General features: G+C 60.7%; 12 protein-coding genes. 3 read left to right on the top strand and 9 right to left on the bottom strand.

Annotation, left to right across the window (positions count from 1 at the left end; all coding sequences use genetic code 11):
* Positions 1-36 precede the first annotated feature (36 nt).
* Positions 37-447 carry a YbhQ family protein gene (locus K5I40_RS14535; protein WP_138369543.1) on the top strand — a complete coding sequence of 137 codons (411 nt, stop codon included), beginning with the start codon at positions 37-39 and terminating at the stop codon, positions 445-447.
* Here K5I40_RS14535 and K5I40_RS14540 read toward each other — a convergent pair.
* The 5 genes from K5I40_RS14540 to cecR all read right to left on the bottom strand — a co-directional run bounded on the left by K5I40_RS14540 (position 409) and on the right by cecR (position 6,125).
* Entirely contained in the window at positions 409-1,515 is a 1,107-nt protein-coding gene (locus K5I40_RS14540; RefSeq protein ID WP_138369542.1) for an ABC transporter permease, read from the bottom strand. The genes K5I40_RS14535 and K5I40_RS14540 overlap by 39 nt on opposite strands.
* An 85-nt stretch (positions 1,516-1,600) precedes the next feature.
* Positions 1,601-2,734, bottom strand: coding sequence for an ABC transporter permease (locus K5I40_RS14545; RefSeq protein ID WP_223074847.1), 1,134 nt, complete (start codon positions 2,732-2,734; stop codon positions 1,601-1,603).
* On the bottom strand, positions 2,727-4,463 hold the full coding sequence (locus K5I40_RS14550; RefSeq protein ID WP_223074846.1) for an ATP-binding cassette domain-containing protein: 1,737 nt from the start codon (positions 4,461-4,463) through the stop codon (positions 2,727-2,729). The genes K5I40_RS14545 and K5I40_RS14550 overlap by 8 nt, the downstream gene beginning before the upstream one ends.
* Positions 4,456-5,451, bottom strand: coding sequence for a secretion protein HlyD (gene hlyD, locus K5I40_RS14555; RefSeq protein WP_039029391.1), 996 nt, complete (start codon positions 5,449-5,451; stop codon positions 4,456-4,458). Before hlyD ends, K5I40_RS14550 begins: the two co-directional genes overlap by 8 nt.
* Complete coding sequence (cecR, locus tag K5I40_RS14560; protein WP_223074845.1) at positions 5,448-6,125, bottom strand: transcriptional regulator CecR; 678 nt, start codon at positions 6,123-6,125, stop codon at positions 5,448-5,450. Before cecR ends, hlyD begins: the two co-directional genes overlap by 4 nt.
* Before the next feature lie 226 nt (positions 6,126-6,351).
* On the opposite strand from cecR, the gene rhlE reads away from it, so the two are divergent.
* Together rhlE and dinG are read left to right on the top strand one after the other, a co-directional pair.
* Entirely contained in the window at positions 6,352-7,710 is a 1,359-nt protein-coding gene (rhlE, locus tag K5I40_RS14565; RefSeq protein WP_039029393.1) for an ATP-dependent RNA helicase RhlE, read from the top strand.
* A gap of 95 nt (positions 7,711-7,805) precedes the next feature.
* Entirely contained in the window at positions 7,806-9,983 is a 2,178-nt protein-coding gene (gene dinG, locus K5I40_RS14570) for an ATP-dependent DNA helicase DinG (RefSeq protein ID WP_039029394.1), read from the top strand.
* On the opposite strand, the gene K5I40_RS14575 is transcribed toward dinG, so the two are convergent.
* Genes K5I40_RS14575 through K5I40_RS14590 form a run of 4 tightly spaced genes read right to left on the bottom strand, consistent with a single transcriptional unit; the run spans position 9,970 to position 14,714 of the window.
* A complete protein-coding gene (locus tag K5I40_RS14575; RefSeq protein ID WP_039029395.1) occupies positions 9,970-10,470 on the bottom strand; it encodes a fimbrial protein in 501 nt (166 codons plus the stop codon). The genes dinG and K5I40_RS14575 overlap by 14 nt on opposite strands.
* A gap of 11 nt (positions 10,471-10,481) precedes the next feature.
* Positions 10,482-11,468 carry a fimbrial protein gene (locus tag K5I40_RS14580; protein WP_223074844.1) on the bottom strand — a complete coding sequence of 329 codons (987 nt, stop codon included), beginning with the start codon at positions 11,466-11,468 and terminating at the stop codon, positions 10,482-10,484.
* A 16-nt stretch (positions 11,469-11,484) separates the two neighbouring features.
* Positions 11,485-14,025: a fimbria/pilus outer membrane usher protein gene (locus K5I40_RS14585; protein ID WP_223074843.1), complete on the bottom strand. Its 2,541-nt coding sequence runs from the start codon at positions 14,023-14,025 to the stop codon at positions 11,485-11,487.
* Positions 14,026-14,039: 14 nt separating this feature from the next.
* Positions 14,040-14,714: a molecular chaperone gene (locus K5I40_RS14590; protein ID WP_139564596.1), complete on the bottom strand. Its 675-nt coding sequence runs from the start codon at positions 14,712-14,714 to the stop codon at positions 14,040-14,042.
* Between the last annotated feature and the right edge of the window lie 44 nt (positions 14,715-14,758).

Raw genomic sequence — 14,758 nt, forward strand, 5'->3', positions numbered from 1 at the left:
CTGAACATGCAGAGTAAAATCCTTCAGGAGAGTGCCATGAAGTGGCAACAACGCATACGCGTCGCAACCGGCCTGAGTTGCTGGCAGATTATGTTGCATTTATTGGTCGTGGCCGTACTGGTAATGGCCTGGATGAGCGGGACCCTGGTGCGGGTCGGCTTAGGATTATGCGTGCTGTACGGCGTGACCGTCCTGTTGATGCTCTTTTTACAGCGTCACCATGAGGAGCGCTGGCGCGAAGTGGCGGATGTGCTCGAAGAGCTCACCACCACCTGGTATTTCGGAGCGGCACTGATTGTGCTGTGGCTGCTCTCCCGCGTGCTGCAAAACAACCTGCTGCTGGCCCTGGCTGGCCTGGCTATCCTCGCAGGACCGGCGGTCGTTTCCCTGTTAGCGAAAGACAAAAAGCTACGCGATATTGCGTCTAAACATCGCGTACGCCACTGAGCCCGTCACGGCCGCTATCACCAGTAGCGGCCACAAACTCCCCCACACAATATCCAGACTCGCATCCTTCAGATAGATCTGCTTGGTGATATCGGTAAAGTGCCGGATCGGGTTCACCCAGGTTAAATTCTGCAGCCACACCGGCATGTTCTCTACCGGCGAGACATAGCCCGAGAGCAAAATGGCGGGCATCATAAAGACGAACACCCCGATAAACGCCTGCTGCTGGGTCGAGCAGAGCGCCGAGATCAGCAGCCCAAACCCCACCAGCGACAGCCCGTAGATCACCATCGTGAAGTAGAACAGCAGCAGCGATCCGGCAAAGGGAATGTGATAGGCCCAGATGCCAATCGCCAGCACTATGCTTGCCTGGAAGGTAGCGACAATCAGAGCCGGAACCGCCTTGCCGACGAAGATTTGCCAGGTGGACAGCGGGGAGACCAGCAGCTGATCGAAGGTGCCCTGTTCGCGCTCGCGGGCCACCGACAGCGAGGTGACGATCATCACCCCGATGGTGGTGATCATGGCGATCAGCGATGGCACCACAAACCATTTGTAATCAAGGTTCGGGTTATACCAGTTGCGCACTACCAGCTCGCTGTTATTCGGTTTCGGTTTGCCCTCCATCAGCTCCTGCTGATAATCCTTCACCACCTGTTGCAGGTAGTTGGCGGCAATCTGCGCGCTGTTGGAGTTACGCCCGTCGAGGATCAGCTGCATCGGCGCCGTCTGCAGGGTGTCGAGATTGCGCGAGAAATCGGCCGGGAAGCGCACCAGCAGCAGCGCCTTTTGCGTGTCGATGGTGGGCTGGATCTCCTGCGGGCTCTTGAGGAGCAGCACATGGGTAAAGGCTTTGGCGCGGGCAAAGCGCTGGGTCAGCTCCACCGAATGTTTGCCGTTATCTTCGTTATAGATGGCGATGGTGGCGTTCGTCACCTCCAGCGTCGCCGCCCACGGAAACAGCAGCACCTGGATCAGCACCGGCAGAATCAAAATCGCCCGGGTCTGCGGTTCGCGCAGCAGCGACTGCAGCTCTTTGCGGATCAATGTCCATAAACGGTGAAACATAATAGCTCCTCAAAACGCCACAAAATCAACAGGCCCCGTAGGCCCGGTAAGCGCAGCGCCACCGGGCACAACCAATGCAGGACGGCTAATCCAGCCGCCGTTTGGTTTTCATCCACGTCAGCCCAATAAACATCACCGCTGACGCTATCAAAAACAGCAGGTTCACAATCAACACCACCGGGATATTGCCCGCCAGGAACAGGCTTTGCAGGGTGCTGACGAAATAGCGCGCCGGGATGATGTAGGTCACCGCGCGGATCACCGCCGGCATACTGTCGATCTGGAAAATAAACCCGGACAGCATAATCGACGGCAGAAACGCGGCGTTCAGCGCCACCTGGGCGGCATTAAACTGGTTGCGGGTGATGGTGGAGATAAGCAGCCCCATCCCCAGGGTGCTGAGTAAAAACAGGCTGGTGATGACGAACAGTATGAGCAGCGAGCCGCGATAAGGTACGCCGAGAATAAAGACTGACACTAGCATGCAGAGCAGCATCGCCAGCATCCCGAGGAAGTAATAGGGGATCAGCTTGCATAGCAGCAGCTCGGTGCGCGTCACTTCGGTGGAGAGCAGCGCCTCCATGGTGCCGCGCTCCCACTCGCGGGCGATCACCAGCGAGGTCAGAATAGCGCCGATCACCGTCATGATAATGGTCACCGCGCCGGGGATAATAAAGTGCTGGCTGATGGCCGCCGGGTTAAACCAGTACCGGGTCTGGACGTCGATTAATGGCTCGAATTTTTCGCCGCGATCTTCCGCCCGCTGCATCTGCCACAGCTGCCAGATCCCTTCCGTATAGCCCTGCACAAAGTTGGCGGTGTTGGGCTCGCTGCCGTCGGTGATTACCTGGATGGGAGCGGTTTCGTTCGCCTGCGCCATGCGGGCCGCGAAATCCACCGGGATGACAATCAGGCCGCGAATGCGCCCGGCCTGCATCATCTGGGTTAACTGCTGGCGATCGTCGCTGATGGTGGCGTCGATATAGGGCGAGCCGGTCAGAGTATGGGTAAAGTCGAGCGCCTCTTCGCTGTGCTGCTCCAGCAGAATACCCACCCGCAGCTTGCTGGAGTCGAGGTTAATCCCGTAGCCAAAGATAAACAGCAGCAGCAGGGGGATCACCACAGCAATCAGCCAGCTGCTGGGGTCGCGGACGATCTGCCGCGTCTCTTTGATGCACAGGGCGCGGACCCGACGCCAGGAGAGGGCGGTATCAGACATGGCCGTGCTCCTTATCCCAGTCGTTGATGAGCGTAATAAACGCCTGTTCCATGGTGGGGTCGGGCTGCTGCTCGTCCGCCACCTGAGCCTTAAGATCGTCCGGCGTGCCGTGGGCAATCAGCTTGCCGCGATAGACCAGCCCAATCCGGTCACAGTACTCCGCCTCATCCATAAAGTGGGTGGTGACCATCACTGTGACCCCTTTTTCCACCATGCTGTTGATATGCAGCCAGAACTCCCGGCGGGTGAGGGGATCGACGCCGGAGGTGGGTTCGTCGAGAAACAGAATGTCCGGCTCATGCATCAGGGAGCAGGCCAGCGCCAGCCGCTGCTTGAACCCGAGTGGCAGCGCGTCGGTGGCCTGGCTGGCCACCTGGCGCAGGCCAAAGGCCTCGCTCATGCGGCTGATTTTTTCACTCTGCGCCCGCCCGCGCAGCCCGTAGACGCCGGAGAAAAAGCGCAGGTTCTGCTCCACGGTCAGGTTGCCGTAGAGGGAGAATTTTTGCGCCATATAGCCCAGATGCTGGCGCGCCTTGCCGGAGCTGACCTTCAAATCCATGTCCAGCACCAGCGCTTTACCGGCAGTAGGCACCAGCAGGCCGCACATCATTTTAAAGGTGGTGGATTTGCCCGCGCCGTTGGGGCCCAGCAGGCCGAAAATTTCGCCGCGTTTCACCGCAAAGTTCACATCATCGGTGGCGGCAAAATCACCGAACTTTTTGGTCAGGGATTTCGCCTCAATCACCGTCTCGCCGGGCGTGCCCTCCACGGTATGCAGAATGGCCCCCAGCGGCGATTCGGCGGTGCCTGCGCCGCCGAGCAGATCGATAAAGGCATCTTCGAAGCGCGGGGCGGTCTCTTCGATAGCCAGATCCGGCAGATCCGCGTTATGGCGCAGATCGTCAGTGCTGGCCTCTTTTTTGAGGATCACCCGCACCGATTTCCCTTGGATCATGCCGTCGCTCACCTGGGGCAGCTTCAGCACCCGCTGCAGCAGGCGTCGGTTGTTCTCATGAGGGGAGTGCAGCAGCACGCTGCGCCCGGTCATGCTCTGTGTGAGTCTGGTAGGGTCGCCCTGATAGAGCAGCTCCCCTTCGTTCATCAGCAGCACGTCCCGGCACTGCTCCGCTTCGTCGAGATAGGAGGTGCTCCAGAGGATCAACATCCCGTCGCCCGCCAGCTCGTGCACCATCTGCCACAGCTCGCGGCGGGAGATGGGGTCGACGCCGACGCCGGGTTCGTCCAGCAGCAGCACCTTCGGTTCCCCCACCAGGGTGCAGGCCAGCCCCAGCTTCTGCTTCATGCCGCCGGAGAGCTTGCCTGCCAGCCGCCCGGTGAAGGGGCCCAGCGAGGTAAACTCAAGCAGGCGCTGAAAGGTTTTCTCCCGCGTTTCACCGGTGACGCTGCGCAGGTCGGCGTAGAGGGTCAGGTTCTCCATCACCGTCAGATCTTCATACAGGCCGAACTTCTGCGGCATATAGCCCAGCATGGCGTGCAGGGCGCGATCGTCCTGGACCGGATCCAGCCCCAGCACGCTGGCGCTACCTTCGTCGGGCTTCAGCAGTCCGGCCAGCATGCGCATCAGGGTGGTTTTGCCCGCGCCGTCCGGGCCCACCAGCCCGGTGACGTAGCCCTTCTGCAGCGTGCAGTCGAGGGGCGCAACGGCGGGTTTGTCCATCCCGGCAAAGCGTTTCACCAGGCCGGTAAGCTGGATCACCGCATCACTCATGGGTTTGCCCGTTGTCGAAGCTGACGGTCACCGGCATCCCCTGGCGCAGGGCGTCGTCGGCATCGGTGACGACAATGCGCAGGCGATAGACCAGGTCGGTGCGCAGGTCCGGGGTTTCAACGGTTTTTGGCGTAAATTCGGCGGTGGGGGAGACAAAGCCGATTTTCCCGCGATACGGCTTGTCCGGGCGACCGTCGGTATAGAGCAGCACCTCGCGCCCCGGTTTAGCCTCTCCGAGGCTGGCTTCGTTCACATAGGCCCGCACCCACACCGGGCGGGTGAGCGACAGGGTCAGCACCGTGCTGCCTGCGTTGAGCATGCTGCCGGGCTCCACGGCGCGGGTCATCAGCGTGCCGTTGGCCGGGGCGACCAGCGTGGTGTCGTGCAGATCCAGCTCGGCCTGTGCCAGCTGGGCCTGAGCCTGTTCGAGGCTGGCTTTGGCCTGGGCGATATCCTGCTCGCGGTTACCGGAGCGATACTGACGCAGCTTGTCCTGAGAAGATTTCAGGGTCGCCAGAGCCTGATCCCGCGAGGAGCGGGCGTTCTCCAGATCGTTGGCCGATACGGTGCGGCTTTTCCACAGCCCCTGCTGGCGATTGAAGAAGTTCTGCGCGTAGTCATAGGCGGCCTGCGCCTGCTTAACGGCGGCGGCGGCCTGGGCCACCTCTTCGTCACGGTAGCCCGCCTGCATTAAGTCGTACTGCGCCTGGGCCACGGCTACGCCCGCTTTGGCCTGCAGCAGAGCGTTCTGGTACGGAGCTTTATCCAGCTCGCCGAGCGTCTGCCCGGCGGTGATGGCATCGCCTTCATCCACGCTCAGATCCGCCAGCCGTCCGCCAACCCGGAAGCTCATATTCACGGTGCGGATATCGACGTTCCCGTACAGGGTCAGCGTTTTATCCTGCTGGCTCTGATACCACAGCCAGCCGCCGATACCGGCTGCCAGCACAACCACCACGGCCACAATAATGGCGACAGGTTTCTTCATGACTCCAGGCTCCTTTGCGTTAAGCCCTGCAGGATCAAATCCACATGACAGGTGATGACCTGACTAATCTGCAGCGCTTTATCCTCATCAAATTCGGTCCAGCCGGTGCGTAACAGAATGGTCTCCCGCCCGAGACGAAAGGCGAGCACTTCCCCCAGCAGGGCATGGGTGTGCAAAATGGTCTGCGTATCCTGCGCATCGCGGCCGGTATAGGCCGCCACCAGCCGGGTCAGGTGGGTGTGCATCGGGGCGATAACCTGAGCATGCACCAGCTGATAGGCGGCAGAAGGGGAGAGCTGCTCCCGTGAGATAAACTTGCTCAGGTTCAGCGTATCGTCATGGGTCAGCAGCTGAATCATGTTGTTGCAGGCGTTAAGGATCAGCCCGCGAATGGCGGCGCGATCCGGTGAAGGCTCTGCCAGCAGCGCGGTGGCCTCCTCGACGTGCGGGCGAAAGTGAGTGCCAATGAAGTCGGCGATCCACTGGGCGCAGGCGAGGTAGAGATCCTCTTTCGATCCAAAATAGTAGGTAATGGCGGCGATATTCTGCCCGGCCTGGGCGGCGATATCGCGGGTGGTGGCATGCAGCCCATATTCGCCAAACTGCGCCAGCGCTGCGGCGATTAACTGGCTTTTGGCCTGCTCGCCTTTGGTGGTGGACGGGATCGGATTCATAGCGGCACACAAAATTAATCAATCGATTGATTAATATTATGACTGTTTTTTGACCTTGTCCAGTTTTGTTGCCTGGGGAAATCGCCTCCGACGGGATAATTTATGCGCCATGTCACAAAAGCTGCTACACTCCGCTGCTTCGCGACACCGTGGTTTTTGTCCTTCTATTTGTCACTATCTCCCTGAAAACTACACCTGAAAATGGTCGGGGCGGTTCGGAGTTGTTATGTCTTTTGATACCCTTGGCCTGGACCCGGAAATTCTGCGCGCTGTAGAAGAGCAGGGCTACCGCGAACCTACCCCTATTCAGCAGCAGGCCATTCCTGCCGTGCTGGCCGGTCGCGATCTGATGGCCAGCGCCCAGACCGGAACCGGTAAAACCGCCGGCTTCACCCTGCCGCTGCTGCAACGCCTGATCCAGAAAGAGCCGCACGCCAAAGGCCGTCGCCCGGTGCGCGCCCTCATCCTGACCCCGACCCGTGAACTGGCCGCCCAGGTGGGTGAGAACGTGCGTGAGTACAGCCGCTATCTCAACATCCGCTCGCTGGTGGTGTTCGGTGGGGTGAGCATCAACCCGCAGATGATGAAACTGCGCAGCGGCGTGGACGTGCTGGTGGCGACCCCGGGCCGTCTGCTCGACCTCGAACACCAGAACGCCGTGAAGCTCGACAGCGTGGAGATCCTGGTCCTCGATGAAGCCGACCGCATGCTCGACATGGGCTTTATCCACGATATTCGCCGCGTGCTGGCAAAACTGCCTGCCCGCCGCCAGAACCTGCTTTTCTCTGCCACCTTCTCCGATGAGATCAAAGGCCTGGCCGAAAAACTGCTGCACAACCCGCTGGAAGTGGAAGTGGCGCGTCGCAACACCGCCTCCGAGCAGGTGACCCAGCATGTGCACATGGTGGACAAAAAGCGCAAGCGCGAGCTGCTTTCCCAGATGATTGGCGAAGGCAACTGGCAGCAGGTGCTGGTCTTCACCCGTACCAAACACGGTGCGAACCACCTCGCAGAACAGCTGAACAAAGACGGGATCCGCAGCGCGGCCATCCACGGCAACAAGAGCCAGGGGGCACGTACCCGCGCGCTGGCCGACTTTAAATCCGGCGACATCCGTGTGCTGGTGGCAACCGACATCGCCGCCCGCGGCCTGGATATCGAAGAGCTGCCGCACGTGGTGAACTACGAGCTGCCGAACGTCCCGGAAGATTACGTCCACCGTATCGGCCGTACCGGTCGCGCGGCGGCCACGGGCGAAGCGCTGTCGCTGGTCTGTGTCGATGAACTCAAACTGCTGCGCGACATCGAACGCCTGCTGAAAAAAGAGATCCCGCGTATTGCCCTCGACGGCTACGACGTGGACCCGTCGATCAAAGCCGAGCCAATCCAGAACGGACGCCAGGGCGGTCGTGGTCAGGGCGGTGGACGCGGGCAGGGCGGCGGCGGTCGCGGTCAGCAGCCACGCCGTAGCGAAGGCGGCGCGCCGAAAGCGGCCAGCAAGCCACCGCGTCGCGACGGTGATGCGAAACCGGCAGGTGAAGGCCAGCGCCGACGCCGTCCGCGCAAACCTGCCAGCGCGCAGTAATCTGGAAGCCCGGTCGTAAAGCCGGGCTTTTCTTTTGCGGCTCGCTTAAGAAAGTGCCACAATAGTGGCTGTTTATACAGTATTTCAGGTTCATCATGGCTTTAACCGCCGCGCTGAAAGCGCAAATTGCCGCCTGGTATAAGGCGCTGCAACAGCAGATCCCCGACTTTATTCCCCGCGCTCCGCAACGGCAGATGATTGCCGATGTGGCAAAAACACTCGCCGGTGACGAGGGTCGACATCTGGCAATTGAAGCCCCGACCGGGGTCGGTAAAACCCTCTCCTACCTGATCCCCGGCATCGCCATTGCCCGGGAAGAGCAAAAGACGCTGGTGGTGAGCACCGCCAACGTCGCCCTGCAGGATCAGATCTACAGCAAAGACCTGCCCCTGCTGCGCAAAATTATCCCCGAGCTGCGCTTTACCGCGGCCTTCGGGCGCGGGCGCTATGTCTGCCCGCGCAACTTAGCGGCGCTGGCCAGCACCGAACCCACCCAGCAGGATCTGCTGGCGTTTCTCGATGACGAGCTGACCCCCAACAACAAGGCCGAGCAGGAGCAGTGCGCGAAGCTGAAAACCGATCTGGACGGTTACAAATGGGATGGCCTTCGGGATCACACCGATCAGGCCATCAGCGACGATCTGTGGCGCAGGCTCAGCACCGACAAGGCCAGCTGCCTGAACCGCAACTGCCACTACTATCGCGAATGCCCGTTCTTTGTCGCCCGCCGGGAGATCCAGGAGGCCGAAGTGGTGGTCGCCAACCACGCCCTGGTGATGGCGGCGATGGAGAGCGAAGCCGTCCTGCCGGACCCGAAAAACCTGCTGCTGGTGCTGGATGAAGGCCATCACCTGCCGGACGTCGCCCGCGATGCGCTGGAGATGAGCGCCGAAATCACCGCCCCGTGGTTCCGCCTGCAGCTGGATCTGTTCTGCAAGCTGGTGGCGACCTGCATGGATCAGTTCCGCCCGAAGACCATTCCGCCGCTGGCGATCCCGGAGCGCCTCAGCGAGCACTGCGAAACGATTTACACCCACATCGCCTCGCTGAATAACATCCTCAATCTCTATCTTCCTGCCGGTCAGGAGGCAGAGCACCGCTTTGAGATGGGTGAACTGCCGGATGAAATCATGTCTCTTTGCCGCGAACTGGCGCAGCTTATCGAAAAACTGCGCGGGCTGGCGGAGCTGTTTTTAAACGATCTGAGTGAGAAAACCGGCACTCACGACGTGGTGCGTGTCCACCGGGTGCTGCTGCAGATGAACCGCGCCCTGGGCATGTTTGAAGGGCAGAGCAAGCTGTGGCGGCTGGCGTCGATGGCCCAGGCCTCCGGCGCCCCGGTCACCAAGTGGGTGACGCGGGAAGTCAGAGAGGGGCAGGTGCACCTCTTCTTCCACTGCGCGGGGATCCGCGTCAGCGATCAGCTGGAAAAGCTGCTCTGGCGCAGCGTCCCGCACGTGGTGGTCACCTCCGCCACGCTGCGCTCCCTGAACAGTTTCTCGCGGTTGCAGGAGATGAGCGGCCTGAAGGAGAAAGCGGGGGATCGCTTTGTGGCGCTTGATTCGCCGTTCAACCACTGCGAGCAGGGCAAAATCGTCATTCCGCGCATGCAGTATGAGCCGCTGATCGACAACGAAGAGCAGCACCTGGCCGAGATGGCGGCCTACTTCCGCGAACAGCTGGAGAGCAAAAAGTACCCCGGCATGCTGGTGCTGTTCGCCAGCGCCCGGGCGATGAATCTGTTTTTAACCTTTGTTACCGACCTGCGCCTGCTCCTGCTGGTGCAGGGGGATCAGCCCCGCTACCGGCTGGTGGAGCTACACCGCAAGCGCATTGAGGCCGGGGAGCGCAGCGTGCTGGTGGGGCTCCAGTCCTTTGCCGAAGGGCTGGATCTGAAAGGGGATTACCTGACCCAGGTCCATATTCACAAGATTGCCTTTCCGCCTATCGACAGCCCGGTGGTGCTCACCGAGGGCGAGTGGCTGAAAAGCCTGAACCGCTTCCCGTTTGAGGTGCAGAGCCTGCCCGCGGCGTCGTTCAACCTGATCCAGCAGGTCGGGCGTCTGATCCGCAGCCACAGCTGCTGGGGCGAAGTGGTGATCTACGATAAACGTCTGCTGACCAAAAACTACGGCAAGCGGCTGTTGAACGCTCTGCCAGTCTTCCCTATCGAGCAGCCAGAAGTGCCTGAGGTAAAAAAACGCCCGGCAAAACTGGCCGCCGGGCGGAAGAAAAGCGTCCATGCTAAGAGGCGCGGTCCTACTGGTAAGTGAAGGTAATCAGCACCACGCTGGTGAACTGTCCGGCGGTGACGGGGGTTTGCGAGGTGTAATAGCGCGCCGCCATCGGAAAATCAGCGCTGTGGGTGACCGGGTCGATCACCGCATTAAATCTCGCTTGCGGGGCCAGAATGATGGAGTCGGTGCGATCTGCCAGCTCCAGCGCCAGTCCTGTTGCCGTACCGGTGTTGGCAAACTTGAACGGGTGGTGTTGATCACGCTGCCCGTCGACGCTGATGGTCGCCAGCGCCAGGTTTGGCGGGCAGTTCGACAGGGTAATATCAAAATTCTTCCACTCTCCGACATCACCGATGGCCTTAAAATCACTGGCGATGGCCTGACCCAGGTCAACCACCTTGTTCTGGCTGGTGCTGTCCAACTGACAGGCGGTGTCGTAAATATTGCCCTGGATGCTGAGAGACACATCGGTGGCCTGCGCGCAGGCGCTGGCAAGCAGGACTAAAAGGGCGACGTATTTCATCGGAGTCCTCTTCATCGGTATTCAATGTCGATGGTGGCGACGACGTTGGCTTTGCCTGCCGTCACCGTATCGCTGAGCTGGTAATACTGTGCCTGGAAGGGCAGGCTGAACGGCTGGCCCGGCACCGTCTGGCTGCCAAACGGGACCGGGTAGTCGTAGCGCATCCCCGCGCCGCCCACCAACAGTCTTACGCCCACGCCGGTGGCGCTGTCGCTGCCCGGGACGAGGTTCAGCACATCGTCACCCGGGTCAATGTTTGTCGCCCCGTTGGGGCTGGTGATTTGAGCGGTCATCGTCTCTACTGCGTTACAGGTGGCGTTCAGGCTGAACGTTTTCCAGCCGGTGTAACTTCCTACCCGGGTGAACTGGGTTACCGGGAAATCCCCCAGATTAACGATCAGGCTGGATTGATCCACCGAGCAGGTTGTCGCCTTCAGCGCCAGATTACCGCCATAGCGCACGGCATTCAGATGCCCCAGCTGTTCATCGGGATAGATCCCAAGCGACCAGATGCCGTTGCGTATGGTCATCGTCTGCTGGCTGCTGGTGTTCGCCGTTTTAACCAGTTGCAGGGTCAGCGGCACATTAAAGCTGCCGGAGCCATCATTGCTGACGTAGCCCAGCGGCGTACTTCTGCTGTCGCAGTGGGCGGCGCGGCCGCGCACCGGCTGCCCGGCGCTGTTCAGCAGTTCAATACCAATCCCCTCCACGCCGGTGCGGTACACCCCCGGCATGCCCGGCACCTCTTCCCCTTCACCGAGATGGCAGGCGGTAATGGGTTTTCCGCTGTCGGCAGCGTCGCAACTGCCTTTCACCGTATGCGAGCGGGCAGAGCCGGGAATGACGCTACCGACGGTCAGGGTGTCAGACACCGTCAGCGTGCCCGGCGTACCGTTCCAGGGCAGATCCGCCGTGGTACAGGCCGCTTTCGCCTGGGGCATAAACAGCCACAGGGCGGCAAACAGGGCCAGCACGCCGCTAAATCGCAGTGGTTTCATCTTCTCTCCTCGCCGTTCAGACGCATTGCGCGGTGGCGTTGATCACCGGATCGCTTGAGTGGGACGGCAACTGATAGTGGGCGGAGCAGTGGGCGCTGGCGCCTCTGCCCCAGCTGACGTTGACCGTGCCGCGCTCATGCATCCCGGTCAGGTAGACCTGTCCGCCGTCGCCAACAATAAACTCGCCATTCTCATGGGCCGGGGCGGCGGTGGCGCCAAACGGCACCGGATGCCCGTCGGACCGGGTGAGGGTCAGCAGCACCCGGCTGCCAACGCGGGTATCAAAGCTGGCGCGCACCACCGCCCCCCGGGTCGGGGTAATCACTTTCGTTGCCTGACCGACGTCCGCCCCTGAAGGCAGGCTTTCGGTATCCAGGGTGACGGTGTTGTGATGGTAGGGCGTGACGTAGGGCACGATGGCGTAGCCGCGATAGTCGGTTTTGACCCCGGTCTGGTTGTCGATCCCAGTTCCGCTGGCGCCGGGCGCCTCGACCAGCGCGACGGTATCGCCCATCGGCTGGCCGAAGGTGACGCCGTGAGCATGGGCAATCACGCTGCCCTGCACCCCGACATTGAGCTGGTGCTGCTGGTTATCCTGGGAATACCCGGCCGTCATCTCGCCGTAGGTCGCTTTGTAATCGGTGTTCAGGTTGCTGCTGTAACCCGAGTCGTGGCTGTGGCCCTGCTGCACGCCCCAGCTGAGATTGTTGCCGGCAAGGGCGGTGCCGCTCAGGCCGACGCTCTGGGTAGTGTCATGTTTGCTGTTGTTGAGGGTGTAGTTCACCCAGGTATTTTTCAGCCAGTGATCCAGCGGCACCGAGACGTTCAGGCCGATGGTCTGTTCGTTTTTCTGCTCATCATCGTCCTCGTTATCCTGGGTATTTTTGCTCAGGCCGTAGTTGAGGCCGTAGCTGATGCCGTTCCAGCTGCCGTTGTAGCCCACGCTAAGCGAGGTCATGCTCTGGTCGCTGTGCCAGTAGTTTTCTTTCACCAGACTCAGGGTCAGCGAGCCCAGCGAACCGCCCAGCGACTGATCGACAGTAGCCTCCTGACGGTCGCGGCGCCCGTCGGGGGGCGTCCAGTCGTCATCTTTGGTGTAAGAGTTCATCACATCCGACATCGTGGCGTATCCGTCGCTGTTATAGCGATAACCGGCCAGCGAAAAGTGGGTGCCGGTGGTGGCGAAGTCTTTGCTGTAACGCACCCGCCAGGCGCGGCCCTGGGTGGATTTTTCCCCCTGCATGCGCGATTTCGCTGCGGTCACATCCACCGAAAACGCCCCGAGGTCGCCGATGTTTTTCCCGGTGCCGAGCGCCAGGGCATCGTAATACTGACTGGTCTGCATGCCGCCATAGAGGGTGATATCGTACGGCAGGCCGTAGATCCCGGTGCCCTGCAGGAACGGCGTTTTCTCCACGCTGTCGTCATAGCTGCGATAGCGTCCGCCGGTCAGGCTGTATTTGAATCGTCCTTCACGCTGCAACACCGGCACCGAGGCGTAAGGCACCACAAAGTGCTGCTCGCTGCCGTCGGTCTCTTTCACGGTGACGTTCAGATCTCCGCTGCCCCCGGTGGGGTAGAGATCGTTAATCTCGAACGCCCCCGGGGCGACATAGTTCTGATAGATCACATACCCGTTCTGGCGAACCACCACCTGGGCATTGCTGTGCGCCACGCCACGAATGCGCGGCGCGAAGCCTTTCATGCTGTCCGGCAGCATATCGTCATCCGAGGCGATCTGCGCCCCGGTGAACGACAGGCTGTCAAACACGTCCGACGGGGTCGAGCTTTGCCCGAAGGTGACGACGCTGCCCAGCGACAGGATGTTGCGCTGGGCATAGCTGTACACCGAGGAGAAATCGTGCTGCGTCGAGTCATCGTCCCGGGTCTGGCTCCAGGTGGTGTAGTTGCGAAAACGCCAGGCACCCAGATTCACCCCCGGACGCAGGTTCAGGTATTCGTTGCGCTGATGACTTCCGTCATCCCCCCGGCTGTGGGTATCCCCGGCGGAGTAGCTGTAGTTCAGCAGAAACGCGTTGATGCCGTTGTCCATCTCTTCCGGCGGCACATACCCGTGCGGAACCGGGATGATGGCCGCCTGCGGGATGCTCAGCAGCAGCTGCTGCTGGCCGGGTCGGAAGGTGGCGCTGGCGTCTGGTAACCCAGAGAGATCGACACAGTCATCACCCTTTGTGACGCTGAATTTATCGCTCTGGATACCCAGGCTTTTGAGGTTCTCCACGGACAGGCAGGGCTGGAGGATGCTCTCTCCTTTTGCCGATTTTTGCAGCTCAAAGGTGATTTTCTTGTTGGCGATTTTGTTGTTATTCACATAGACATCCACCTGATACTCCCCCGGCGCGATGCCCGGGCCCGACTCGTACAGCGAGAGGTCGGGTTTGCCCTGGTCGGGGGCGTCGATATCAAGCATTGCCGGGTTGAAGTAGTCCTCCGCCAGCACCTGCTGCACGCCAAGGCCCAGCGCCGCACAGCCCAGCGCAATGCGCAGGGTGCGGGCATGGTTACGTGGCGCTTTGGTTGTATAGTCCCAGGGCATGGCGGTTCCGGCAGTTACTGGAGGCTGGCAGACCAGGCGTGGCTCACCGCGCCATAGTCGTTGATGATTTTCCAGCTGACGCGGGTAGCGCTGATCCCACCCGGCACGGCGAAATGCGCGTCGCTGTCGGGGGCGACCCAGCTGATGTTGTCGACTTTTTTGCCGCCCAGCGTGATCTCCTGGAAATTCATGTAAAACGGCGTCGGGTTGCTGACGATGAGATTGTTGCCCTGTTTATGCCAACGCAGTTTATCCGCCACCTCGTCCGGTTTACCGGCGATCCCCTCCGGGCGGTAGATCAGCTTAATGCGCGTTTTGATGGCAATTTGCAGGGTGTTGGTGTTCTCGTGATGCGCGGTGGACGGAATCGATTTGATGTTCAGCCAGTAGAGCGATTCGCGATCGGTGGGCAGATTGCCGCCGGTATGCACCACGCGCAGGACATTGTCCTGGTGGCCATCCAGACGGAACAGCGGCGGTGTGATCAGGAACGGCGCTTTTTCCCGGGCGTGATCCTGGCTCTCTACCCAGGATTGCACCAGGTAGTCGAGGTTATCGGGGTTAGAAATTCCCAGCGACGCTTCTTTTTTATCTCCCTGATAAATTAAGCGGGTCCCTTCAATAATGACCCCGGCGTGCGCGGCGGTTGTCATTAATAACAGGGAGGCGATCAAAACAGATTTACGCATGACGGGACTCTGAATCAAAAAGAACGGCGCCCGGTCGCATAACC

Source organism: Leclercia sp. LTM14 (assembly GCF_023736175.1).
Taxonomy (GTDB): domain Bacteria; phylum Pseudomonadota; class Gammaproteobacteria; order Enterobacterales; family Enterobacteriaceae; genus Enterobacter; species Enterobacter barmai.